This is a genomic window from Virgibacillus sp. M23 (genome assembly GCF_034190895.1).
Lineage (GTDB): Bacteria > Bacillota > Bacilli > Bacillales > Amphibacillaceae > Virgibacillus > Virgibacillus salarius.
Window position 1 is genome coordinate 85,222 of sequence record NZ_JAWDHA010000010.1, and the last position, 26,161, is coordinate 111,382.

The following is a 26,161-nucleotide window of genomic DNA, read 5'->3' on the forward strand; positions in this document are numbered from 1 at the left end:
AGGGTAATAATGCATACAGATGTTTGTTTTTTATTAACGGAGCACCCTTTTCTGGATGCTCGTATTTTTAAAAAGGAAGCGAAGAGCCTGTTAAAACAAGGGTATCGTGTAACGATGATTGTGCCCAGAATAGAGGGGTATTTATTTGATATTGACGGTAGTACATTTACTGAACGTTTTCTAGAAAAAACGTTTTATTATGAAGGCATAAAGATAGTTACATATGAGCAAATGTTCCCGGAAAAAAATATAAAAACATTGCATTATAACCTCCAGTCGAAAAAGAATAATCAGTTTTCAGATCCGTTAACACAACTAGGGATTGAGCAGGATGCTGATATTTATCATGCACATGAATTTTTTTCTTTATATTCTGGTATTTTGATCAAACGTGCATTCATGTCTCAAGGAAAACGATGCAAACTTGTTTATGATAGTCATGAATTAGAACCTGACCCCCTTTTAAAACAGCCTATCCAAACGTTGAAAATAAAAATTCAGATGCTGAAAATAATGCTAAAAGAGTTAGATTATTTGGTAACTGTATCTGAATCAATTAAAGAGTGGTATTTATCCTTTAATCTCAATCTCCCTATAGAAATAATTTATAATTCTCCACCGTTAGCTAGGGATTATGTACCGAAGAAAACGAACAATTCCGAATTAACGCTTGTGTATGAAGGCACAGTAAATAAAAAGAGAGGGAGCTTTAATAAATTTGTTCATATATTGGAATTAGTTAATAAGCAAATGCCTGTAAAAGCCAAAATAATTGGGGGATGGAAGGCAGGTAAATACGATAATAATCATTACAACCTAACGAATATTAATGATCATATTGAATTTGTGGGGTGGCAGCATTATGATTCCATACCAAAAGCTATGAAAGATGCAGATATAGGGTGGATTGATTTAGACGTCAGTCATTCTTTAAATAACAAATTTGCTATGCCAAATAAGTTCTTTAGTTATTTAAACAATGGTGTTCCGGTTTTAGTAAATCAATGTAAAGATATGGCTGAATTTATTCAAACGTATCGATGTGGTTACGTTGTCCCCAAGCTAAAGGCTGATGCACAAGATTATGTAGAAGCTTTACTCGACTTAGAAAATCATAAGCTTGATGAGATGAGTTATCATGCACGAGAGATAATGGAGTCTATGTTCAGTTGGGAGCATATGGAAAAAAGACTATTTAAAGTGTATAAAAAATTAATGGATGGATAATTGGGAGAATAGTACGAATTAGCCATCGAAAAGTGTCCGTTTGTAGTGTAAAACGACGGGTTTAACGCACGTAAAATATTTAAGAAATAAGAATGAATAGGAAACAATGGGCGAAAACATAACGCCTAAATATTAATATACGAGGAGAATTCTAATGAAAGTCTTACATTTACCTTATGGTGCCCCTATGATTGAATTATGTCGGGCATTACGAGCAAAAGGAGTCGAGGCGACAGCATGTCATTTTAACGACAATATATACAAGTTTCAACCAGATATGTGCCTACATTTAAATTTATTACCACCTACGGAAAGGGAAAAAAGAATCAACGAATTTTTAGAAGAAGCGATGCAAACCTATGACATCTTTCACTTTCATTTTGGTGAAACTTTTTTTTCTGATAAAAGGGATCTAGCCATGTTAAAGCAAGCAGGTAAGAAAATGATCGTACATCATCATGGTTCTGATATTCGCGTATTGTCTGTTGCAAAGCGTTTAAACCCATATGTTCGTGTGAAACCTGAATGGACGGAAGAAAAAATATATAGCAATGTAGAGAAGCTTTCAGGCTATATTGATCATGCCGTTGTCCAAGACCCTGAATTGGAAGGGTATATTTCACACATGTATAAACATACACATATTATTCCACATACCATTAATGTCCGTAATTTTAAGCCAAAGTACCCTGACCCACGAAAAACATCTCCACTTGTTGTTCATGCTCCTACCTCGCGCGATCTTAAGGGGACAGAATTTATTTTACAAGCTGTTCATGATTTAAAGGAATCAGGAATACCTTTTCAGTTTAAATTGCTTGAAGGGATTACATATGAAGAGACAAGGAATATGCTGTCCCAAGCTGATATTGTTATCGATCAGTTACGAATTGGGGCTAGCGGGTATATTAGTTCTGAGGCAATGGCCTTCGGAAAGCCTGTTATTTGCTATTTAAGGGAAGACCTAGTGACTAAATACCCCGGTAATACCCCAATCATAAATGCGAATCCTTCTACGATTACAAGCGTACTAAAAGAACTAATCCAAAGACCAAAGAGCTGGAATAAGCTTGGAAAAAGAGGAAGAAAATATATTGAGACATATCATGATTCTCCCATCGTCGCACAACGTTATCTTGATATTTATAACGAACTAAAGTAGTAGTTTTAGAGGCGGTAGTTGATTTTATCCTTATAAGTGCTAATGTACAGTCATTCTACAAGTGGATTCGTATGTTATAGTATCTTTCTTTGTAGAAATGAGGGTGAATAATGATAACAGATCAACAAGAAGCATTAGCGAATGTGGCAGTAATTGGACTTGGGAAAATTGGATTAACGCTGGCTGCAGTATTTGCGAATAATAATTATAATGTCTATGGATCGGATATAAATAAGGATGTTGTCGCTACAATTAATCAAGGTAAATCTCATATTGTAAATGAACCTGGCTTAGATAAGTTGGTTTTGACAGCTCATAAAAGCAAGAACTTATCTGCAACCACTGTGACAGCAGAAGCTGTTACGAAATCGGATATAGTTGTTGTAATTGTCCCTGTACTAATCGATAATCAGTACAATGTAGATTATCAATTGATAGATGCTGCCGTTAAAGATATAGCTAGTGGGATTAAAAAAGGTACACTAGTTATTTTTGAAACGACTATTCCTCCTGGTGATACACAACATCGGTTTGGTAAAAAGATAGAAGAGCTATCTGGTTTACGCTTAGGAGAAGATTTCTACCTCGCTTATAGTCCAGAGAGAGTTTATTCCAATCGAATAATAGAAGATTTAAAAAAATATCCAAAGGTTGTTGGTGGAGTTAATGAAAAGAGTTTGGAATTAGCTGTAAAATTTTATAAAAATGCTTTACATTGTGAATTGATTGAAGTGAGCTCAATAGAAACAGCTGAGTTTTCTAAAATTGCAGAATGTGTATATCGTGATGTGAATATTGCACTTGCAAATGAGCTAGCTCAGTTTGCAGAAACAAAAGGCGTAAATATGTCAGAAGTAATAGTAGCAAGTAATAGTCAGCCATATTCACATTTACACACACCTGGAATTGGTGTTGGAGGACATTGTATTCCAATATATCCATATTTTTTTATTAATAAAGGTTTGAAACAAGGAATGACACGGTTGGCAAGGACAATTAATGATCGTATGGCTAATTATGCTATTGCTAAGATTGAAAAGGAACTTGGAAGCTTAACAGACAAAAATATTCTCATTCTAGGATTATCGTATAGAGAAAATGTAAAGGAACCAACTAAGTCTACAACATTACTTTTAATGGACCAACTAACGAATATGCGATCAAATGTATTTGTAAATGATCCTTTATTTACGAATGAAGAAATTAAATCATATGGAGCTTCGCCTTTATCTTTACAGGATAAATTTGTTTCTGAAATTGATGTTGTAATCCTTCAGGCTTTTCATGATGCTTATACTGATTTAAGTTTTGAAGAGTTCAAAAATTGTATGCTAGTTTTAGATGGCCGAAATAAACTAAATAAAAATGAGATCAGTAGTCTGGGGATTACTTATAGGAGTATAGGTAATGAAAAGCCAAAGGAGGAGTTATGATGTTTAACAATAACAAATTAACCCCTATTCCAATGGTAGATTTAAAAGAAGAATTATATCTAATAAGAAGTCCAATTATCGAGACGTTAGGTGATGTCTTAGATAGCGGTGAGTATATACTAGGAGAAAAAGGAGAGAAATTAGAAAAGGCAATAGCGAAATATGTAGGAGCATCGTATGGTGCCGGAGTAGCAAATGGCACTGATGCGTTAGAATTGTCCCTTAAAGCTTTAAATGTTGGGGACGGAGATGAAGTAATTACTACTCCGTTTACTTTCTTTGCTACTGGTGAAGCCATCGCACAAGTCGGTGCTACTCCTGTTTTTGTAGATATTGAAGAAGAAACATATAATATAGATCCTGCAAAAATTGAAGAACAAATTACGGAAAAAACAAAAGCCATTCTTGTAGTACATTTATATGGTCAAATTGCTAGAATGAAAGAAATCATAGATATAGCTAAAAAATATAACTTGAAGGTGATTGAAGATGCTTGTCAGGCAATTGGAGCAGAAGATGATAGAAAAAGAGTAGGATCGATTGGAGATATTGCTTGCTTCTCTTTTTTTCCTTCAAAAAATCTCGGGGCATTTGGTGACGCAGGAATGATAACTACGAATCAAAAAAAGGTTTATGAACAAATTTGTAAACTCAGAAATCATGGTAGTAAGGAAAAATATTATCATTCATCAATTGGTATGAACAGTAGGCTTGATGAATTTCAAGCTGCTATTTTATTAATTAAATTATCTTATTTAGATATTTTCCTGCATCAGCGAAGGGAGGTTGCAAGGCGGTATACAGATAACTTTAAGGAATTTGTGAAAAGCCCAGTAATACCAAATAACAAAGCGCATACTTTCCATCAGTATTGTATTGAATTAGATAAAAGAGACGAACTTGCACTAGAATTAAGAAATTATGGAATTGCCTCTGCTATTTATTATCCAATTCCTTTACATTTGCAGCAGGCTTTTCATTATCTCGAATATAAAGAAGGGGATTTCCCGATAGCAGAAAAAGTAGCTAATAGAATACTTGCGTTGCCTATATATCCAATGCTATCTATTCAAAAACAAGAGTATGTGATTGAAAAGGTTTTAAACTTTTTAAATAGCGGTCTATAAGCCATAGATAAACTAATTACGCCCATAATTGTAGAGGAGTAATGAACTAGTCTTATGGGCGTTTTTATGCTTTGCTTTCTTAGGACTATTAATAAGCTCTAATGATTTTTTTGATTAGTTAATCATTTATAATTTACAATAACAAGTAGTGAAGAAGCTATAGTCGGCTATATATAAGTAATACTTATTCAATCCTTTTCATTTATTTTAGGACTTTTATTATTTATCCTAGGAATTATGTTGTTAATAAACTCATTCCATTTGCTACCGTTATTTTTGGTAATACTTTCTTTGTGTTCTCTAATATTATAAATCGTAAAATCCTGATAATGTAGCTTAGATTGCTTTACTAATTGCAATAAGATGCTTACATCTTCATACAGCCTTCCACTTTCAAAATCGATTACTGGAAAGCCACCTACTTTTTTTAAAATCGATGTTCGATATATCCTCGGTCCGAGAGGGAATGAATAAGACATCAACTCAGCTTCTCCGTCAACGCTTTTCCCCTTACTTATTCCTTTAAAAAGTATGTCTTCATTTACTTGTTTCCATCTCCTAAAATTACCGTAGAGCACGGATGTTTCCTTCGAGAGCTTTAATAAGTACTTTTTTACAATGGATACTGCATTAGGATCTAGCCAATCATCGGCATCAAGCTCTACTATAAATTCAGATGTAACATAAGGTAGTAGTTTATTTAAGGCTTTAGCCTTGCCTCCATTATTTTTGGTAAATAATCTTACCTGTTCTCTATTATCCCATTGTAATAGTTTATTTAAGGAGTTATCTGTAGATCCATCATCGATGATTAGTATTTGATCAAATGGTTCTATTTGTAAAGTGCATGAAGCAACGGCGGTTTCTACATATTTTTCCATATTATAATTTGAGATTAATACAGTAAGAGAAGGAGAACTTCGTTTATTTTTTTCTAATTGGTATTTTTCTATCATTAATTGTTTTTCCTTATTTGTAGAGGTGACTGTTTGCCATGCTTGCTTAATCAAACCTTCTTTGTTAACTTGACATGATTTATCTATATTCGCAATCCAAGCAGGCAAAAAGGCTTCTTTAAATGGAGTTTTAACGTTGGAGAACCCACCTATTTTTTTAATATACGCAGTCGATACGAAAAGTGGCAGATAAATAATACTATGATGGTCATGGCAGCACGTTGCTAACACTGTCTTTGGTTGTTTAAGCTGAAGCTTTTCTGAGGAGATATGTGGAGATAGACAATGTGTGTGACTTAGAAATAAAGCATAGGGGGTAATCATCTGATCTATCACATTATTTAGTTCTTTTTCTAAGTCATTCTTAATAGGAACAAAATCAAAATGGATAGACCAATCACTAAACTGACTACTATCTAAAACTACATTTTCTTCTTGAAATACAATAACAGAATTTATTCTCTTATGAAGAGCACGTAAAGAAGCTATCATTTTATAGAATACTTTTTGATTGAAAGGAAAGATGATAATGGCTGATATATCTTTCAACATTATAGACCGCCACCTTTGCATAGTATTAAAAAATCGAATAGTGTAGGTGCCATATACAGAAAATCTATATAGTATATGCTTTTTAAGTCGCTTAAGTGCATGGCTTAATTTAGGATAGAAGTAACAAAATTACTTTTAGCAAAGAGGTAAAACTAAATAAAGACGTTGGCGGATTTAATAGTCATTATTATTTCTGTAAGTCCTAGTAATCAATTAACTTTTAAAGTTATTAAGTTTTAGCGAGTGGCTGATTAATGATCTATTGTTATTTGTCATGGGGAAAAGAATATAGAGTATAATGCCATAATCTAGTAAACTAATACTACTACTAAAAGGATAAACGAAAATACAGAACGTAAGGAGAAATCGAATGGCAGGCCTATTAGTAATACATAGTCTAGAAAAGCGAACAAAAGATTCTATCATATTTCCGATATTTAATCTTACTATAGAGAAAGGAGATATTACTGCTGTTTATTCCACATTAAATATAAGAAAAGTGCTGTTAGAAATAATTTCTGGTAAAACGCTGGCATCGAAGGGGGAAATTCGTATCAATGGCGTTACAATAATGGAAAATAGAAATCTATTTTTATCAGGAGTGGTCCTAGCCTTCTATGAGGACGGGATATATGACAGATTAAAAGTAAGAGACTATTTCTCATTCTATCGAGCAATTTACGATAGTAATCAAACGATTGATCAACTTTTGCGTATCACGCAGCTGCAAGATAAACAAAACCAAAAAATAAAAACGCTAACGTATTCTGAAAAACAGCGCGTCCGTTTTGGAAAACAATTGCTTCAGCATGCTGAGTTATATATTTTTGAAGAACCAGATTTAAACGTCGATGTTGAAACAAGACAAGTATTTATTTCTATTACGAGAAGATTGCAGCATGAAGGGAAGGGTGTTCTTATACTAACTGGTAATTTGGAAAGTGCGCTAACTATTGCTGATCAAGTTCTTCGTATAGATGAATCAGGTTTACAACAAATTCCTACAGAGAAAGGAGAAAGTGATTCGATATTAGACGATCCAATGCTTGAAGCAGAAGTACAGCCTTTTCAGTTAAATAAAATACCAACGAAAGTAAATGACAAAATCGTGCTATTTGATCCTCCTGAGATTGATTATATTGAAAGTAATGATGGACAATCTCACATATACAGTAATGGTAATCTCTTCACTAGTGCATCTACATTAAATGAATTGGAAAGCCGCTTGGAGCATTTTGGATTCTTTCGCTGCCATCGCTCTTATATAGTTAATTTGCAAAAGGTACGTGAAGTCATAACATGGACACGTAATAGTTATAGTTTAATTCTAAATAATAAAGAAAAGACCTCCATTCCATTGTCCAAATCAAAAATGGCACAATTGAAGGATATGTTAGGAATGAAATAGACTCCATTCATCCATTCAATGGCTCCATTCACGGTAAAAATACTGCTAAATTGCAGATTTTTTCCTATGCTGAGGTTACACGAAACAGTTATCAGCATAGGAGGAAAATGAATGGAACATATTATACAGGTAAAATCACTTGCTAAGATTTATGGCAATCAAGCTGCATTAGAAGATGTAAATTTTACGGTGGAAAAAGGAGAAACGTTTGGATTTTTGGGGCCAAGTGGAGCTGGGAAAACGACCACTATTAAAATTTTAACTGGCCAATTATTACAAACATCTGGAGAGGCCACGGTTTTTGGAAAACCAGCATCATCTTTAAATAAACCACAGTACCGACGTGAATTTGGAGTAATTACAGATAATAGTGGGCTATATAGTCGATTATCTATTGAGGATAATTTAAATCTATATTGTCAGCTGTATCAAGTTTCAACGAAACGGATTGGAGAGGTATTGGAAATGGTAAGTCTCTCTGAAGAACGAAAAAAGCAGATAGCTAAGTTGTCAAAGGGGATGTTTCAACGCGTCATTTTGGCAAGGGCATTACTGCACAAGCCAGCGCTTTTATTTCTTGACGAACCGACGTCTGCTCTAGACCCTGCCAATTCAGCACTTATTCATCAAGGATTACGTGAACTGAACAAGGAGGGGACAACGATTTTTTTAACAACGCATGATATGAATGAAGCTGAAAACATTTGTGACCGTGTAGCATTTCTTCATCAAGGAAGAATTCAGTTGCTAGATCAACCGAAAAAGCTTCGTAGGCAATTTGCGGAAGCTTCCGTATGCATTGAACTAAAAGATGGTAGAGAAATTAATGTACCAGCTGGTCCAGAAGGAGCAAAGGACATATACGATTATTTTGCATCAGATCAAGTAGTCTCTATTCATTCCAATGAACCAACACTTGGAGATATATTTGTAGAACTAACAGGGAGGAAACTGGTATGACTTTTTCAATGAAAAGAATGTACGCTATCTTTCTAAAGGATTTAAAGGATTTATCGAAGAATATGTTTATTACTTCCTCAATGCTAATGCCACTATTAATTGCTGTGCTATATTCGAGAATGGATGAGCTTTCTATAGATATGATTTATCTAGTTATTAATCTTTCGTTCTCTACAATCGGAGTATTTGTGCAAAGTGCCATTATTGCTGAAGAAAAAGAAAAAAATACCTTGCGTGGTTTAATGCTTTCTCCCGCAACTATTCTAGAGATATTTGGTGGTAAGAGCTTAGTTACTTTTTTATTGACACTTCTAACCATCATACTATCAGCAAGATTAATAGATTATGAGCCATCAAGTATAAGTCTCATTGCTATTGCACTGATAATCTCATCTGTTTTTTATATTGGTCTTGGTACACTAATGGGATTATTAACGAAATCAGTTGTAGAAGCATCTGTCATTACGTTACCAATTATCTTTTTATTCGGTTTTAGTACGTTGTTACAAACATTAATCAATACTTATCCAATTCTGTCCTTTATTGAATACTTACCAAATGTTCAACTGGCAGAATTGGCAAAAGAAGTGCAGCTTGGGGCAGGTATCGAAGATATTTGGGGTTATTTAGCTATCATTTTGGTATGGGGAATAGGAATTTGGCTGTTAACGACCTGGTTTTATAAAAAGAAGGAGACTGCTGGATAGCAAGACTGATAAACATTATTTTGAATGCTTGGTATTAGAGTTATTTGTGTAAATTGAAGTGCAAGCTTTATTGATTTAGGTGAAGAAGGATGTAATTTCGTTGAAAGCGAATTTCTCCGGTATGATTCTAGGTTTCTTATGTACGATAAGTTACAGGAATCGAAGTGAAAAAATTATAAATTGCCATTTTACCGTGACAAAAAAAGCTACCCCAAATGCTTCGTAGACATTTGGGATAGCCTTTGTTTCTGTAGGAGTGATATATTTTTTATTAGAACTATAAAATATCTAATCTAATTACTAATGCAATCAATACTTGTAATAGAACTTGGATGTTAATAGCAATATCAGTATCCGTTGTGGATACTTCTACTCCGCGTGAGTTTTCAATATAAACTTGCTGTTTGTTAATTTGGCTAGATTTTAATTTTGCGAACAGATCTTGAGTTATTTCGTCTGCTTTATGACCATCTGCAATCGAAATGCTAATTACGATAGCAATTGCTACCTGAAGCGCAACTTGGAGATTAAGTGCAGCTTGGATATCTGATGAGGATACCTCTACATCACAGGAATCCTTAATAATAATGGATTCGAGAGACTTTTGCACATTATTTAATTCTCCACTTGCCTCCTGATCCACCGTGGAATCTTTATCAAATGGGTGACACATGGAAGTGTCTAGTGCTCTCCATTTTTTGTCATCGCCACAGCTCTTGTCACATGAATCAAAACGATCATCGAATCTGTCACGATCGCAATGATGGTGTTTATCGCGTCTATCGCAGCTATCACAGATATCCTTAAATCGATGGCAATCGCATTTTCTCCTATGGTCTCTTACATCATCAAATGCTCTTGATCTAGGCATACTATTATTTCCTCCTTCTTCTCGTTTAGAATATTTTATGATTAAGAGTGGAAATAGGAAGGGTGATTGTACTAAGATATACTACCTATTTATTGCTATAGATAGATATTTTTCTCAGAAAGAGGTGAAGCCCGGTACATATCCATTGATTTACCAGGCTTCATTATGCATGCTATACCATATATAGGAAGGAAGTTAATTTTATAAATAGTTTATTTGTCTAGTATCCAATATAGTTTAATAACTATTATTCCTTGTTTTCATTGGTATCTTTATTTTCTTGCGTAAATTCTTCCACATTTTTTCTTAATTGATTAACCATATTTCTGACCATTTCTTTATCCTTTTCATCTAATTCTTTTGTCTTTAACGATGCCCCATGTTTTTTTAGTGTAGCATCTAAAAGGAAATCTACAATTTGACCTGGGGCATTATTACTGTTTTTTTCACTGTTTTTACTCAATCCAATCACCTCCATACGATTTTTATATAGTATATTCTTAGAAAGGGTAATCGTGTTAAGGATAGTAGTCTATTTAATATATATAGCTAAGGGTTCTGGATGTAATTATCTATTTGTAAAGTGAATATCCCAAAAACTGTGCTTGTATAAGGAAAGCTAAGTCAGGTGGGCGTTTGTATGGATAATGAAAGATTATGGAATGCAAACAATAAGCAGGTACAGTTCTCTAATAGAGGAGCATGTCAGATGTATTATGTTTGTTAAATCACATAAGTAGCATAGTATCTAAATAAAGAAAAATACAAACTTATCCACCAATTGGCTAAGTTTGTATTTTTTATATGTGGATCATGATTAAATTAATGGAGCATAGCGGGCTCGAACCGCTGACCTCTTCGCTGCCAGCGAAGCGCTCTCCCAGCTGAGCTAATGCCCCGTACATAAATTGATTATAGATAAGTATGGTTGTTTTTGCAAGTCCATCAACATCAGTTAATCTGTGTTCATGGTACTTATTTACTATTTTAGAGAATTAATAGTAATATAGTTTTGAATTTACCAAAAATTTACTAATTTATTATAGATTATCAATGTTTGTTATGCGATAGTAAAAGTGTGTCATGTCAACGTAATACATGACAATAAATTATTTATCCTTAAGGAGGGAGAAGATGCGAAAATTACGGGTGAAACAGTCTTTTTATTTGGTTCTTATTTTTACGTTGATTTTAATGAATTTTTCACCAGTATTAAGTACATCTGTGGCCGCGACAGACGACGGAGAAACAACGGAAGAGTTGTTTATATCAGAGTATATCGAAGGTAGCTCCTATAATAAGGCCATTGAAATTTATAATGGTACAGGGGAAGAAGTGGATTTGTCAGGCTATCAATTGGCGCTTTATAGTAATGGTGCTAATGAGCCTAGTCAAACAATGACATTGGATGGTACGTTGGCATATGACGATGCATATGTAATTGCTCATCCAAATGCAGATGAGGCAGTATTAGAGGTGGCAGATCAAACAAATGGTAATGTAATTAATTTCAATGGGAACGATTCCATTGCTTTGCAACAAAATGCTAGTAATTTGGATGTTATTGGTATAATTGGGGATGATCGTAATTTTGCGAAGGATGTAACACTAGTAAGGAATTCATCCGTTATTGCTCCTGTTTCCAACTATGACGAGGGACAGTGGACCAATTATGACAAGGATACATTTGCATATCTCGGTGATCATACCGTAGATGGCGTTGATCCGGGTGAACCAGGTGAACCTGATCCAGAGAATCCTGATTTAATTACCATTGATGAAGCTAGGCAGCTTAATGATAGAACAGCTGTAACTGTAGAAGGAATTGTTACAGTAAATAATGATGCTATTAGTAATGGTACTCAATTTACAACATACATTCAGGATGATACTGGCGGCATTAATCTATTCTCTTTTGAACAAGGTGAATTACCAGATGTAAATAAGGGGGATCTAATCAAGGTTGTTGGCCAGTTAGATTCTTACAATGGGCTAAAAGAGATCGTTCCTTCCAGTGTAGAAGTATTGGGAACAGATCAGCAACTACCTGAGATTCAAGAAGTAAGCTTAGAAGCATTACAAAATGAAACTACTGCAGAATCGCTTGAAGGTGAGCTTGTACGTGTGAATGGCTTTCTTTCAAGTATTCCAGAGAGTCCGGCTGGTGGAGGATATAATATCTCCTTTATTGATGGAGATTTTAATGGAACAACTTTACGCGTCATGGAAAATGCATTAGATGTCACTCAAATAGCTGAAGAGAAGTGGTATGACGTGACAGGAATCGTCAGTCAATATAACAGCTATCAATTGATTCCAACGGAGCAAAGTGATTTTCAACTAGCTGCAGAACAACCTGATCCACCATCTGCTGCAGGCGAGTATGAAACGACAGTTGAGCGTGTAACAGATGGGGATACTATTCGTATTGCTAATCCAGTATTAGGTGAAACAAGAGTTAGATTTGTTAATATGGATACACCGGAAACCTATGTAGCCCATAATGATGACCCAGCTAGAGATGAGATAAATGAAAATCAAAAATTTCATGGGGATGCTGCGACTGCTTATATGAATGATTTAATCCAGCCAGGTGATGAGGTAATCATTCGGCTTGGCGACACACCAACAGACGATTATGGGAGATTATTAGCAGAGGTTATTCGCAAAGAAGATGGAATGAATATTAATTTAGAAATGGTTGAACAGGGTTTCGCTTCAACGTATTTTATTGCACCATTTAATGAAGAGGTTTATCCAGAATATCAGGCTGCTGTAAAGGATGCAAAGGATAACGGGCTTGGTATTTGGAATCCAGAAAAACCTTTATTGGAATTGCCGTTTGTTTTTCGAGCAAATGATGATCAGAAAGGCTTCCAACGATATGTAGGTAATTCGGATACAAAGGAGTATGTTGTACCAGATAATTGGGCAGATGTACCAGTTGAAAAACGTGTATTTTTTGCAAGTCCTGAAGAGGCAGAATCCTATGGATATACTCCTGCTGGGGACCGAGTAGATGAAAATTTACAAGTACAGTTACTTGGATTTAATGATTTACATGGGAAGATCGATCAGGAATATGAATTAGATCCTGATGGCGATGGCGTATCAAAGATGTATGGAAGGATCGACTATGTTACTTCCGCTATTAAAGAAAGAGAGCAGGATCACCCTAATTCTTTCGTCGTACATGCAGGTGATATGATAGGCGGTAGTTCACCTGTATCAGGTTTATTACAGGATGAACCAACCGTTGAAGTTATGGAGACGATCGGGTTTGACGTTGGCTCTGTTGGAAATCACGAGTTCGATGAAGGAACAGAGGAACTGCTGAGAATGGTAAATGGCGGAGAGCATCCTGAAGGAAAAGGTACTCCTGAATATGACGGTATGGATTTTCCACTGCTTTGTGCAAATTGTGTGTATAAAGGAAGTGGTGATCCTATGTTATCTCCATACTACATTGAAAAAGTAGATGGTGTAGATATTGGCTTTATCGGTGTTACGACAGAGGAGACAGCTAATATTGTCATGCCTGAAGGAATCCAAGATATTGAATTTACTGATCCGATGATTGCTGTAAATGATGCGGTTGCGGAGTTGCAACGACAAGGAGTCGAATCAATTGTTATCCTCGCACATATTCCAGCAGAGCAAGATGGTGACGGTGCGACAGGAGAGGCTGCTGATTTAGCCAGAAATGTGGATGATGCTGTGGACGTAATTCTTGCAGCTCATAACCATCAAGTTGTTGATGGTATGGTAGATAATAAGTTAATTGTCCAAGCTTCAGAATATGGAAAGGCGTTTGCTGATATTGATTTAGAAATCGATCGTAAAACTGGCGATATTATTCAAAAAGAGGCGGAGATAGTATTTGTTGATCAAAGTAAATATACGCCAGATGAAGATGTTACCGCGATATTGGAGAAGTATCAAAATCAAATTGGGCCAATTTTGAATGACGTAATCGGATATAATGCCACTGATTTAACTGGTGATTACATTGTTGATGGAGATCATGGATTAGGGAATTTACTCGCTGATGCTATGAATTGGGCCATGGATAGTGACTTTGCAATGATGAATGGCGGAGGAATCCGTGATGATCTTCTTGCTGGTGAAGTGACATGGGGAGATTTATATAATATTCAGCCATTTGGGAATACGTTGATGACTGTTGAAGTAACCGGAGATGATATTTACACGATATTGAATGAACAGATTTCTTCGCAGTATGGACCAGATTATAGTGTGAGTGGCTTGCATTATACATGGAATTCAACATTAAATGAAGTAGTGAAAGTAACCTTACCAGATGGTACCCAAATTGACAGAGATGAAGTATATACACTAACAGTAAATAATTTCATGGGGACTTCTGAGGGGCCAATTAAAGATTTAGGACAAAATCCTGTTACTGGTCCGGCAGATATTGATGCAACCGTTGATTTTGTAAAAAGCTTAAACAGTAATCCAGATCATCCGTTTACGTATACCTCTGAGGGGAGAATTTCGGAAACAGATAAAGAACCGGGCGATCCTGGAGAGCAACCAGAGATAGAAATTGAACCGAAGCGAGATTTTGGCGTTGCTACGGTCTATACGAGAGAGATAAGAGAGCTAGACGATGGCGTCCGTTTAACAATAAATATTGAAAATGGTTGGAAATATCGAGTCTTATTCTTAACCAAAAGACAGGTTGACTTACTTCGGGAGAAAGAAGTAACCTTAGTGGTTACGAATGGTTCAGGTTCAGCAACCTTTGATATGGCTTCATACCACAAACTATTTTTATTTGTTTGTGTGAAAAACAATGAAATGTAAATCTTTGTATAGATAAAGCAACTAGTATACTCGGAAGTCGCTAAAATGAGTGTTTTTGCTCATTAAGAGGTTGAACCGATAAAGTATGTTTTCTAGTTATGCTAGAAGAAGGTCGAAGTAAAAGAAAGTAGAGATAAGAGAACTCTGAACTATAATCGGGTGAAGCTATAAGTGGATCGTAGTTCAGAGTTTTGTCTTTTGATTCCTACAAAAAGGAACGCATATCGCCGTACAGTTATCCTAGCAGAAAAATCATGTGTGATACCTACGTAGTCAGAAAGTCCTAAGATCAACACTGCTAAGCGATTTTTGGTTAACAGTTTTAGCTAGGTTCGCGGAAAGCAACCCATATTTCAGATTGATTTAAAAGCATACAATATTATTCGCCTGTAGACCATATGCGTTGCTAGGTTCACGCTTTCTTATTTAACATTATGCACGATCCAGCATTCGTTGAAGCGCAAATGTTGCATATGTTGACACATCTTGCGGAACAATTATTTTATTTATTGGCTGTCCCTCGATAATAGCTTCTAGCGACCAAAGTAGATGTGGTAAATCTATTCTGTTCATGGTTAAGCAGGGACACATGTGAGGATTTAAAGAAATAATACGCTTATCAGGATGTTGATGAATAATCCGTTGTACAAGATTCATTTCTGTACCAATTGCCCATGAAGTACCAGACTTGGCCCGTTCTATGATTTCAATAATCGATTTCGTGCTACCATTAAAATCGGAGGCGTCTACGACCTCTTTTCGACATTCAGGATGAACAATAATATTCATATCTGGATAGGAATTCCTTACTTGTTCAATGTTTGTTAACGTAAAATTTTCGTGTACAGAGCAATGGCCCTTCCACAAAATAACTTTAATATCATCTACATTTTCCGTAAATTGCAATTCGTCTTTAATAGGATCCCAAACTGCCATTTCATGAGGTTCGATGCCAATATCAGCTGCTGTATTTCTTCCTAAATGTTGGTCTGGAAGAAAAAGTATTCTTTCCTTTTGGGAAAATGCCCACTGTACCATTTTATGCGCATTAGAAGAAGTAACGGTAGCACCATCATTTTTGCCGACGAATGCTTTAATAGCAGCTGTTGAATTAACATATGTTAATGGCAAAATAGATTCCCCAAATAAATCAGTTAGCTTTGACCATGCTCTTTCTGTTTGGTAAATATCAGCCATATCAGCCATCGAACAACCTGCTCGCATGTCTGGCAAGTAAACAGTTTGATTAGCAGTTGTAAGAATATCAGCGGTTTCCGCCATAAAATGTACACCACAAAATACAATATAGTTTGCATTGGAATTTTTAGCGGATACCTGTGCTAACTGAAGTGAATCGCCAACAGCATCCGCAAATTGAATGACCTCATCCTTTTGATAATGATGACCAGGGATAAATAGCGAATCCCCGAGGTCTTTTTTAATATGTTGTACGCTTTCCTCCATTTCTGCTTTAGATAAATGAAGGTACTTCTCTGGAATAGTATGAGAACCTATTAACGTTTGGAGTAATTCCATTTAAAATTCCCCTTCCGATTTATACGTTTCTAATTTTTACAGTTGCACTTATATCTAACGCTTTGACAGAGTGAGTTAGATAGCCTAAAGAAATATAATCAATTCCGCTTGTTGCATAGTCATGTAATTGCTCTATTTGTATTCCTCCTGAAGCTTCTGTGATGATACCTTCAGGAACATATTGTAGCCAATCTTTAATTATTTCCGGTGAACAATTGTCAAACATAATAATATCTACTTTATTTGTAATAGCTTCCATTAACTGTTTCTCTGTTTCTATCTCCACTTCAATTTTTGTGGTGTGTCCTAATCGCTTTTTAACTGTTTGTACTGCATCGGTAATCGTTCCAGCAAATGCTATGTGATTATCTTTTAGCATTACCGCATCATACAGGCCAAAACGATGATTATAACCACCACCACATTGAACTGCATATTTTTCTAACATGCGTAATCCAGGAGTGGTTTTTCTCGTATCACAAATTTTTGCTTCTGTTCCTTCTATTAATTTCACAGCATTTGCTGTCATGGTAGCAACGCCACTCATGCGCTGAATCAGATTAAGTACAACTCTTTCCGCTTGAAGCAGTTCAATAATTGGACCGCTAATGTGTGCAATTTCGGTTCCTGCGGTAATAAATTCTCCGTCCTTTATGTGAATGTTGCAGTTAATCAAAGGATTTATGATGGAGAACCCTATTTCAATAACCGCTTCTCCACAAAATGTTCCTGCGCGTTTTGCCACAAGATGTAAATCCCCCTCTTTGTTAGGTTGAAACAAAGCTTGTGACGATATATCTCCATTACCAATATCCTCTAAAAAAAAGCTTTCAAGCATAGATTTTAGCTTCATGGTGTTCACTATAATTAACCTCCATGTTTTCGTTTATCTCGCATATAACCGCCAATTAATGTCCGATGGGTTCAAAGTCCTTAGGTTATACCCTTGTGGTACTAACAATCCGTGGGGGATAAACAAAACCTCCATGGATTGAAGTTTCACTTTTTTCGGTAATGGATAATACTTTTTCTTAGCCAGCGTTTGTAGTCTTTATTCGGAAAATCGGAACGGATATGACCACCTCTGCTTTCGGTTCTGATAAGAGCTGACTGGGTCATTAATACGGAATTAATCCACATGAAATAAGTCTGTATATCCGCTCTTCTACACTGATCAATATTTGCAAAAGGGTCGATTGAAAAGGAATTTAACCAAGCGAAATGGTGTTGAAGGCTATCATTATTTCGAATTATGCCAACATAATGTGTCAGTTTTTCCTGCAGCTCTTTCCTTGTAAAAGGAAGTGATTCAAGTGGGTTCTTGTTATCTGGGGCAGGAACAAAATCTTTAGGATATTCTTCTACTTTCGTTTTTAATAGAAACATAGAGAGTCGACTTCCGTATACAAAGCCCTCTAGTAGTGAGTTACTCGCTAGGCGGTTGGCACCATGAACGCCACTGCATGCTACTTCACCTATCGCATAAAGCCCTTTTATTGATGTGCATCCCCATCTATCTGTAACAACACCGCCCATCATGAAGTGAGACCCTGGTAACACTGGTATTTTTCCTTTACTCAAATCAACATGATGTGCTTTACATAACTGCGAAATAGAAGGGAATCGTTTTTTGAAATTATGAATAGTAGTTATATCTAAAAATACGTATTTCCCAGATGTTACCTGTTTAAATATTTCATGGGCCACAACATGTCTTGGCCCTAAATCTTGCTGGTCATGGATTCCCTCCATTATTCGCTCGCCTCGATCATTAACTAATATGGCACCTGCCCCTCTAACAGCTTCTGAAATAAGTCCTACTGTTTTACCATTTGCCGATAAAAGTGTTGGGTGGAATTGTAAAAATTCTAAGTCACCTACGCTTGCACCTGCTCGATAGGCTAAAGCAATTCCATCTCCTAAGATGGTTGGGTGGTTTGAGGATTGCGTGAATAAGCCACCTGCACCACCGGAAGCTAATACAACATGTGGAGCGTAAAATTCCAGCAATTCCTCATTGCTGTTCTTGGCTTTTATGCCAATACATTTACCATCCCTATTTAAAATCAAATCCATTACCATTACATTCTCCATCCATGTGATGTGATCAGAAGCTTGTAATGATTCTAGTAAGAAATTCACAAGCTTCTTTCCTGTTTGATCTCCACCTGAATGTAGTATTCTAGGGACTCGGTGTGCACCCTCAACACCTAATGACAATGATCCATCAGCCTCTAAATCAAAAGGAGCACCGGCGTCAATTAATTCTTCAATAACTTTTTTACCTTCTTCAACAAGATCGTTTACACGATACTCATTTCCATGCCCCTCCCCAGCTGTCATTGTGTCATGAAAATGTTGCTGCGGAGAATCCGTTTTTGCGATAGCGGCGGCAATCCCACCTTGTGCCATGAAAGAATTACTGTCCTTAACTTGACCTTTTGTGATAATCATCACATGTTTGTGATTACTGAGTTTATAAGCTAATTGCAATGCAGCAATCCCGCTCCCTACAATAATGACATCGATTTTATTCATTGTCTTTCCTCCTGTTAATTTACAGGTGTCTTGACATATATGATTACACATAATTAAAATAATTACAAGTGTTATAGAATAGTAGGACTTCGTACAGAAGGGAGAGATTCATGTGAAATACTTCGATTATGCAGCTACAACACCTATCGATCCAGAGGTGTTAGCAATATACCAAGAGACAGCCTTAAGTTATTGGGGCAACACAAGTAGTCTTCATGATCAAGGAACAAAAGCTAAAGGGCTATTGGAAAGCTGTAGAGATAAACTGGCGTCTATACTACATGTTTCTTCAGATGGTATTTATTTTACTTCAGGCGGTACAGAAGCCAATCACATAGCTATTATTACGCTAGCATTGAGCCGACAAGATAGGGGGAAACATATTATAACAACAATGGCGGAGCATTCCTCTGTTTTTTCAAGTACAGCATATCTAAGGAAAGCGGGATTCAAAATAACCGAAATTCCCTTCTTGCAAAATGGGCAACTAGATTTTTATGCTTTAACAGATGCCATTCAGAATGATACGATTCTAATTTCAGTTGGGCATGCTAATAGTGAAATTGGTTCCATTCAGCCAATTGAAGCAATATCTAAGCAGGTAAGAGGACAGAACATTCTTTTACATAGTGATTGTGTTCAGTCATTTGGTAAGATAGACATAGCATCCATTAGTCCATTTGTTGATGCAATGTCTCTTTCCTCGCATAAAATATATGGTCCAAAGGGTGTGGGAGCAGTATTTATACGACCTGAATATCGAGTTACAGGAATATTTCCAAACGAAACGCATGAACGTGGAATCAGGGGAGGCACCGTTAATACACCAGGGATTGCTGCTTTTGTAGCAGCAGCATTAAAATTAACGAATAAAGATTGGAAAAAGATGTATCAGTTGAGAACTACCTTTTTTGAACACTTAGGTAGCAATTGGGAGAAACGGTTTACGATATTTGAGTCACCCTCTGATGTTCAACTTCCGCATGTAATTGGTCTAACGGTTAATGGACGTGAGGGTCAGTGGGTTATGTTAGAATGTAATCGTAGAGGGTTTCATATATCAACGGGAAGTGCTTGTCATCAGGAACTTCAATCTCCAGCAAGGACAATAATTGCTATGGGGGTTATGGAAGAGAAGCAAAGAGAATTTATTCGAATCTCGTTTGGACAAGATACTACGTTGGATGATGTGATTCAACTTGCGCAGCTATTAAGAAAGTTGGCGAAATAGTGTTTTCAATGAATCGTTAACATGGATGAATGAGATAATGGACGGTGATCAGATTGAATGAAAAGAAAAAAATGCTTGGTGATGAAAGAAGAAAAGCTATCCTAGCAAAGCTAAAAGCAAATAATGAACCAACGACTGGTGGGGAACTAGCAAAATTAGCAAATGTAAGCCGTCAAGTAATCGTTAGTGATATCACATTATTAAAAGCAAGGAATGAACCAATTATTGCAACAAGTCAAGGATACGTATATATTCCACATAGTTCTATTGGTGGTGTAGAACGAACTGTTGCGTGTCAACATACTCCCGAAAGAACAGAAGAAGAGCTTCACTTACTTGTTGACCATGGTATTACCGTTAAAGATGTAAAGATTGAACATAGTGTTTATGGTGATTTAACAGCATCTATTATGGTATCAAATCGGAAAGAAGTAGCCCAATTTATTGAAAAAATCTCAACAACTGGTGCAGCATATCTTTCCGAACTTACTGACGGGGTTCATATTCATACGTTAATAGCAGCTAACGAACAACAATTAGTTGAAGCAGAAAATGCATTGAAAGAAGCAGGCTTTCTGATTGAAAATAAATGAATAGCATCTCATCCTTTAGCAAATAAGCTAGAAATACATATATCCTCAAGAATTGTCATAATTGAAAAATAGTGATTCATAAACTAATAAAGTGTGAGGATTCCATATCTTTCTCACAATTATATTCTCCTGACATGTACACGTTGTTATTTGGTGTAAACGGTCAGGTTTTTATGTTTTTTAGAATAGAGAGGAGAGGGAATATGTATTTCTTAAAGTGGTTATTTATTGGATTAGCAGTAAATGCGGTTGCTTTGATGCTTTTGTTTGCGAATATGGAAGGGATAAAGGGATTGCTGGAATTTATCATGGAAATGAACAAATTCTCAGACAAATAATGAAATGTTAATAAAGTGTAACATTATAACTATATCGCCCTTATTTCATTATTCCCTTTAACTATATCTACTTAAGGGGTCATGGAGTATTGTTTATTATTATAATAATCAAGAAATATTTCCATTTTATTACTTTAATTTTACATAAGACTGACATATACTGTATATACTGAAATACTTCTTAAAATTTGTTAAATTATGACGTTTGACGAATGGTAATAAGAGGAGTAACATAATTCTGTCGAAAAAAACAATTGTCAGTTTATTCTGAAGGAAGACGAAGGAGTTTTTACTATCATGTCAAGATATAGCAAAGAAGAAATTGTACAAAGTGTCCCGCAAAAGGGATTTTTTGGACATCCCAAGGGTTTATTTACCCTGTTCTTCACTGAATTTTGGGAACGCTTTTCCTATTATGGAATGCGAGCGCTATTACTCTATTATATGTATACAGAGGTGGCCAGTGGTGGTCTTGGTATTGATGATGGAACAGCTAAATCAATAATGGCAATATACGGCTCCTTAGTGTATATGTCTGGGATAATAGGTGGATGGATTGCGGACCGCTTGCTTGGTACGCAGCAAACCGTGTTCTATGGTGGTGTGTTAATCATGGCCGGTCACCTTGTATTAGCGCTTCCGGCTGGAACTACTGCATTATTTATTTCTATGTTTCTAATTGTTGTCGGTACAGGATTATTAAAACCAAACGTATCTAGTGTTGTTGGTGATTTATACAGCCCTTCAGATGTGCGTCGTGACTCTGGATTCAGTATATTCTATATGGGAATTAATATGGGAGCGTTAATAGCACCTTTAATTGTTGGAACATTAGGTCAAGAATATAATTATCATTTAGGATTTGGTGTAGCAGCTGTTGGTATGCTTCTTGGGCTAGCTGTATTTTTAGCCACGAAAAGAAAGTATCTTGGGCTAGCCGGTACGTATGTTCCAAATCCATTAGAAAGAGACGAGAAGAAAAAAGTTTTTACACGTATTGGCTTAGGTGCAGTAGCTATTATCATCGTTGGTGCCATTACAATTCCTGCAGGTATACTAACGATTAATCGATTTACGTACTTGGTCAGCTTTCTAGGTATTATCATTCCTACATTATACTTTATTGTGATGTATCGGAGTCCGAAAACAGATGCGGATGAGAAATCACGTTTATTAGCTTATATTCCATTATTTATTGCGGCAATTATGTTCTGGGCTATCCAAGAGCAAGGTTCCATTATTTTAGCAGAATACGCAGATAAACGAACAGATCTTAGCTTTTTAGGAATCGAACTTCAGTCCTCCTGGTTCCAATCCTTAAATCCATTATTTATTGTCGTACTCGCTCCTTTTTTTGCTGGATTGTGGGTAAAGATGGGTGAACGACAACCATCTACTTCGAAAAAATTCTCTTTAGGCTTACTTTTCGCCGGTCTATCATTCTTAGTAATGATCATACCTGCGTCAATGAATGGAACAGAAAGTCTAGTTAGTCCGGTTTGGTTAGTGCTAAGCTTTTTACTTGTTGTTATAGGAGAACTTTGCTTATCTCCAGTTGGTTTATCAGCTACAACCAAATTAGCACCTGAAGCATTTTCAGCCCAAACTATGAGCCTTTGGTTCTTATCCAATGCATCAGCACAGGCAATTAATGCGCAAATTGTAAAACTATATACACCGGAAACGGAAATCATTTATTTTGGTGTTATTGGTGGAATTGCGATTCTATTAGGTGCTATGTTGTTTATGCTTTCATCGAAAATTCAGCACTTTATGAAAGGTGTTCGTTAGAATGAGCACTTTAACGAAAATTCGGCAAAGTCAACGATTTGCCGAATTTTTTTATAAGTTAAGAAAGTATAAAATCAGTGCAATGACTGCGTTAAGACCAAGTAGTTATTTGAAATGTTTGATGTATATTGGTAATGCTCCGACTAATTACTTCGCTTTCCACGGGCACGGCCTCAACTAACTTTGCAAAGAAGAACACGTTGCAAAGTGGATTTTCGGCTCGCGCAATTCCCGCAGGAGTCTACGTAATTAGTCTCCGCTATGAGAAGGTGCAACAATTCTTGTCATAAGTAATAGGTTGACTTTTTTTACAAAAAATCGCTATCCGTGAGTATAAAAGCAGCTGTGTTACTTCATGCTAGCGTTGTAGAGCCTGATAATAGCGAAGGCCGGCCACTTCAACTCCTGTGGGAAATGTTTGACCTGAAGATCCACTTTTTTGAGCGGGTTTTGCTAAAAAAGTTAGCTGAAGGACAAACCCCACGGAAAGGGAAGTGGGCAGCCGGAGTGGTGGTCAAGCAGTAGCTATTATTCCATAATAGCTACTAGAGGAAGCGTAAATCTGAGCATTTAGTGATAAGGACTGCGAATTTTGCTCAGTTTTTTTTAGTCTAGGAAATGATGAAATTTGAGCCTATATAATTATGGGGCGTATTGAGCCACGTTCAACTCCAGTATTACGTTGCTATTCGGGCGCTTGCGCTTTGGTTCTTTACAGTGAAGAAGTTCTTACGATATATTGTTGTTAAGCAAAATCTCCATTATGAAGTGAGGTGAGTCTGTGAAGTACGGACATAAATATAAGGTTGCTCATCGTGAAGCGCTCATTGGTGTTGGTCTGGTAATCTTTAATTTCTTATGGTGGTTTGCATTTGCCTACGGTTTAGGAGGTAAGGACCCTCAAGAGTATACATATATTGTCGGATTACCTGCGTGGTTTTTCTACAGCTGTGTAGTGGGATTTATCGTAATGGCCATATTGGTGGCAATTGTAGTGAAAAAGTTTTTTGTTGCTATTCCATTTGATGAGGAGAAGGAAATAGAATGAATTGGGAATCGCTAATACCGTTAATAGCAATATTATGTATTATATTTGGAGCAGGAATCTGGGCCGGTGGCTATTTAAAGAATTCTACCAACTTTGTTCAGGATTATTTTTTAGGCGGTAGGAGCCTCGGTGGTTTTGTGCTAGCTATGACAATGACAGCAACCTATGGAAGTGCTAGTAGTTTTATAGGGGGACCAGGGACAGCTTATAATGAAGGGCTAGGCTGGGTTTTATTAGCCATGTCTCAGGTTGCTACTGGCTATTTTGTTCTAATGATCCTAGGGAAGAAATTTGCTATCGTAACTAGGGAATATAATGCACTAACGATGGTGGATTTTTTGAAAGAAAGATATCAATCAAAATGGGTTGTTATCTTTTCTTCAGTCAGTATTATTATCTTTTTATTTTCAGCAATGGCTGCTCAATGGATTGGTGGAGCAAGATTAATTGAATCGTTGATTGGAATCAATTACACAACTGCACTATTTATATTTGCTGTTTCTGTTTTAATCTATGTTACTGTAGGAGGATTTCGTGCAGTTGCTTTAACGGATGCTATCCAAGGAAGCATCATGTTCGTTGGCACATTAATTCTTCTTATTGCTGTGATCATAGCTGGTGGTGGTATACCTAAGATTATTGCTGATTTAACTGCAGAGAACCCGAATCTAATTACCCCTTATGGATCTGAAGGACAGCTGACGCCAACTTATGTATCATCCTTCTGGATATTAGTTGGAGTCGGTGTGGTTGCATTACCACAAATTGCAGTACGGGCAATGTCATATAAAAGTTCACAAGCAATGCATCGAGCTATCATTATTGGAACGGTTGTTGTAGGTTTTATTATGTTAAATATGCATTTAATTGGTGTTTTCGCGCGACCTATTCTCCCAGGTATCGAAGTTGGTGATAAGGTCATGCCGTTAATTGCTTTGGAAGTCATGCCGAATTGGTTGACAGGGATAGTACTTGCTGCACCGATGGCAGCTATTATGTCTACGGTGGATTCGTTATTATTACTAGTCAGCTCGACCATTGTAAAGGATGTTTATTTAAACTATGTAAAACCTGACGCCTCCCATCAAACTATTAAACGCTTAAGTATTGGAATAACAGCATTGTTAGGCATCATTGTATTTATGATGGCACTCAACCCGCCTGATCTTATCATTTGGCTAAACCTTTTTGCATTTGGTGGTTTGGAAGCTGCTTTTATTTGGCCGATTGTACTAGGTCTATATTGGAAGAAAGGAAATAAATATGGGGCGATTTCCTCCATGATAGCAGGAGTAGGCTTATATATTTTATCAGACAGTTTTTTTCCTAAGCCGTTTGGACTCCATTCTGTCGTCCTTCCAGTTGTTGTCTCGCTAATAGTCTATGTAACGATAAGCTTACAAACGCAATCAAAAACAAACGTCACATGATGCCCTGCTCTTTTCATTGCTAAAGCCTGAATCGGAAAGGTAATTATAGAGGTATAAGATAAAGGAGCGAATCGACGAGTAACGAAGCGCTCCTTTTTTGTAGTCTAAGAAATGATAAAATTTGAGCCTGTGTATAAATATGGACGTGTTGAGCTACGTCTAGCTCCTAGGCCCAGAAACTAGGTGTCTTCACGAATCTCCCTCATCTAAGTCATTATTGGCTCGTAAGCTCACCGTGATTCGTTTAACTCCGTTGGACTCGCTCCAGTTACTACATTTCTAATTGGCGCTTGCGTTTTTGTTCTAAGTTAAGAAAGTATAAAATCAGTGCAATGACTGCGTTAAGCCAAGTAGTTATTTTGAAATGTTTGATGTATATTGGCAATGCTCCGACTAATTACTTCGCTTTCCGCGGGCACGGCC

At 36.4% G+C, this 26,161-nt stretch carries 21 protein-coding genes and 1 tRNA gene; 15 read left to right on the forward strand and 7 right to left on the reverse strand.

Annotated features, from left to right (window positions below):
• The first annotated feature begins 9 nt into the window (after nt 1-9).
• The 4 genes from RVS70_RS06380 to RVS70_RS06395 all read left to right on the forward strand — a co-directional run bounded on the left by RVS70_RS06380 (nt 10) and on the right by RVS70_RS06395 (nt 4,949).
• Nucleotides 10-1,227 carry a glycosyltransferase gene (locus RVS70_RS06380; RefSeq protein ID WP_121604439.1) on the forward strand — a complete coding sequence of 406 codons (1,218 nt, stop codon included), beginning with the start codon at nt 10-12 and terminating at the stop codon, nt 1,225-1,227.
• A gap of 154 nt (nt 1,228-1,381) precedes the next feature.
• On the forward strand, nt 1,382-2,389 hold the full coding sequence (locus tag RVS70_RS06385; protein ID WP_121604440.1) for a glycosyltransferase family 4 protein: 1,008 nt from the start codon (nt 1,382-1,384) through the stop codon (nt 2,387-2,389).
• A 110-nt stretch (nt 2,390-2,499) separates the two neighbouring features.
• Nucleotides 2,500-3,822 (forward strand): nucleotide sugar dehydrogenase, encoded by a 1,323-nt coding sequence (locus RVS70_RS06390; RefSeq protein WP_121604441.1) that lies wholly within the window; start codon nt 2,500-2,502, stop codon nt 3,820-3,822.
• The gene (locus tag RVS70_RS06395; protein ID WP_034679479.1) at nt 3,822-4,949 is read left to right on the forward strand and encodes a DegT/DnrJ/EryC1/StrS family aminotransferase; all 1,128 of its coding nucleotides are present in this window, start codon (nt 3,822-3,824) and stop codon (nt 4,947-4,949) included. The genes RVS70_RS06390 and RVS70_RS06395 overlap by 1 nt, the downstream gene beginning before the upstream one ends.
• A gap of 188 nt (nt 4,950-5,137) precedes the next feature.
• Here RVS70_RS06395 and RVS70_RS06400 read toward each other — a convergent pair whose 3' ends face one another.
• Nucleotides 5,138-6,457: a glycosyltransferase family 2 protein gene (locus RVS70_RS06400; protein WP_051388420.1), complete on the reverse strand. Its 1,320-nt coding sequence runs from the start codon at nt 6,455-6,457 to the stop codon at nt 5,138-5,140.
• Nucleotides 6,458-6,827: 370 nt separating this feature from the next.
• On the opposite strand from RVS70_RS06400, the gene RVS70_RS06405 reads away from it, so the two are divergent.
• From RVS70_RS06405 to RVS70_RS06415, 3 genes are all read left to right on the forward strand, one after another.
• Nucleotides 6,828-7,865, forward strand: a complete 1,038-nt coding sequence (locus tag RVS70_RS06405; RefSeq protein ID WP_205389504.1) for a LytTR family transcriptional regulator DNA-binding domain-containing protein — start codon at nt 6,828-6,830, stop codon at nt 7,863-7,865.
• 111 nt (nt 7,866-7,976) lie between these two features.
• Nucleotides 7,977-8,825: an ABC transporter ATP-binding protein gene (locus RVS70_RS06410; protein ID WP_321132760.1), complete on the forward strand. Its 849-nt coding sequence runs from the start codon at nt 7,977-7,979 to the stop codon at nt 8,823-8,825.
• Nucleotides 8,822-9,532: an ABC transporter permease gene (locus tag RVS70_RS06415; RefSeq protein WP_026682487.1), complete on the forward strand. Its 711-nt coding sequence runs from the start codon at nt 8,822-8,824 to the stop codon at nt 9,530-9,532. The genes RVS70_RS06410 and RVS70_RS06415 overlap by 4 nt, the downstream gene beginning before the upstream one ends.
• A gap of 277 nt (nt 9,533-9,809) precedes the next feature.
• On the opposite strand, the gene RVS70_RS06420 is transcribed toward RVS70_RS06415, so the two are convergent.
• The 3 genes from RVS70_RS06420 to RVS70_RS06430 form a co-directional block, all read right to left on the reverse strand.
• Nucleotides 9,810-10,205 carry a spore coat protein gene (locus tag RVS70_RS06420; protein ID WP_051388425.1) on the reverse strand — a complete coding sequence of 132 codons (396 nt, stop codon included), beginning with the start codon at nt 10,203-10,205 and terminating at the stop codon, nt 9,810-9,812.
• A 445-nt stretch (nt 10,206-10,650) separates the two neighbouring features.
• The gene (locus tag RVS70_RS06425) at nt 10,651-10,866 is read right to left on the reverse strand and encodes a hypothetical protein (protein WP_026682488.1); all 216 of its coding nucleotides are present in this window, start codon (nt 10,864-10,866) and stop codon (nt 10,651-10,653) included.
• 363 nt (nt 10,867-11,229) lie between these two features.
• A tRNA-Ala gene (locus RVS70_RS06430) sits at nt 11,230-11,302 on the reverse strand.
• 235 nt (nt 11,303-11,537) lie between these two features.
• Between RVS70_RS06430 and RVS70_RS06435 the strand changes: the two genes are divergently transcribed.
• The gene (locus RVS70_RS06435) at nt 11,538-15,233 is read left to right on the forward strand and encodes a 5'-nucleotidase C-terminal domain-containing protein (RefSeq protein ID WP_321132761.1); all 3,696 of its coding nucleotides are present in this window, start codon (nt 11,538-11,540) and stop codon (nt 15,231-15,233) included.
• 432 nt (nt 15,234-15,665) lie between these two features.
• On the opposite strand, the gene nadA is transcribed toward RVS70_RS06435, so the two are convergent.
• From nadA to nadB, 3 genes are all read right to left on the reverse strand, one after another.
• Nucleotides 15,666-16,769, reverse strand: a complete 1,104-nt coding sequence (nadA, locus tag RVS70_RS06440) for a quinolinate synthase NadA (RefSeq protein WP_026682489.1) — start codon at nt 16,767-16,769, stop codon at nt 15,666-15,668.
• Between the two features lie 19 nt (nt 16,770-16,788).
• A complete protein-coding gene (gene nadC, locus RVS70_RS06445) occupies nt 16,789-17,631 on the reverse strand; it encodes a carboxylating nicotinate-nucleotide diphosphorylase (RefSeq protein WP_026682490.1) in 843 nt (280 codons plus the stop codon).
• Between the two features lie 137 nt (nt 17,632-17,768).
• Entirely contained in the window at nt 17,769-19,307 is a 1,539-nt protein-coding gene (gene nadB, locus RVS70_RS06450; RefSeq protein ID WP_121604445.1) for an L-aspartate oxidase, read from the reverse strand.
• 112 nt (nt 19,308-19,419) lie between these two features.
• On the opposite strand from nadB, the gene RVS70_RS06455 reads away from it, so the two are divergent.
• The 7 genes from RVS70_RS06455 to panF all read left to right on the forward strand — a co-directional run bounded on the left by RVS70_RS06455 (nt 19,420) and on the right by panF (nt 25,738).
• Nucleotides 19,420-20,538, forward strand: a complete 1,119-nt coding sequence (locus RVS70_RS06455; RefSeq protein ID WP_121604446.1) for an IscS subfamily cysteine desulfurase — start codon at nt 19,420-19,422, stop codon at nt 20,536-20,538.
• A gap of 53 nt (nt 20,539-20,591) precedes the next feature.
• Nucleotides 20,592-21,131, forward strand: coding sequence for a transcription repressor NadR (locus RVS70_RS06460; RefSeq protein ID WP_026682492.1), 540 nt, complete (start codon nt 20,592-20,594; stop codon nt 21,129-21,131).
• A 203-nt stretch (nt 21,132-21,334) separates the two neighbouring features.
• Nucleotides 21,335-21,469: a hypothetical protein gene (locus RVS70_RS06465; RefSeq protein WP_255637704.1), complete on the forward strand. Its 135-nt coding sequence runs from the start codon at nt 21,335-21,337 to the stop codon at nt 21,467-21,469.
• Between the two features lie 297 nt (nt 21,470-21,766).
• A complete protein-coding gene (locus RVS70_RS06470) occupies nt 21,767-23,260 on the forward strand; it encodes a peptide MFS transporter (protein WP_121604447.1) in 1,494 nt (497 codons plus the stop codon).
• A 327-nt stretch (nt 23,261-23,587) separates the two neighbouring features.
• Nucleotides 23,588-23,785 (forward strand): hypothetical protein, encoded by a 198-nt coding sequence (locus RVS70_RS06475; protein WP_121603754.1) that lies wholly within the window; start codon nt 23,588-23,590, stop codon nt 23,783-23,785.
• Nucleotides 23,786-24,041: 256 nt separating this feature from the next.
• Nucleotides 24,042-24,308 (forward strand): YhdT family protein, encoded by a 267-nt coding sequence (locus RVS70_RS06480; RefSeq protein ID WP_026682494.1) that lies wholly within the window; start codon nt 24,042-24,044, stop codon nt 24,306-24,308.
• Entirely contained in the window at nt 24,305-25,738 is a 1,434-nt protein-coding gene (panF, locus tag RVS70_RS06485; RefSeq protein ID WP_321132762.1) for a sodium/pantothenate symporter, read from the forward strand. Before RVS70_RS06480 ends, panF begins: the two co-directional genes overlap by 4 nt.
• Nucleotides 25,739-26,161 lie beyond the last annotated feature (423 nt).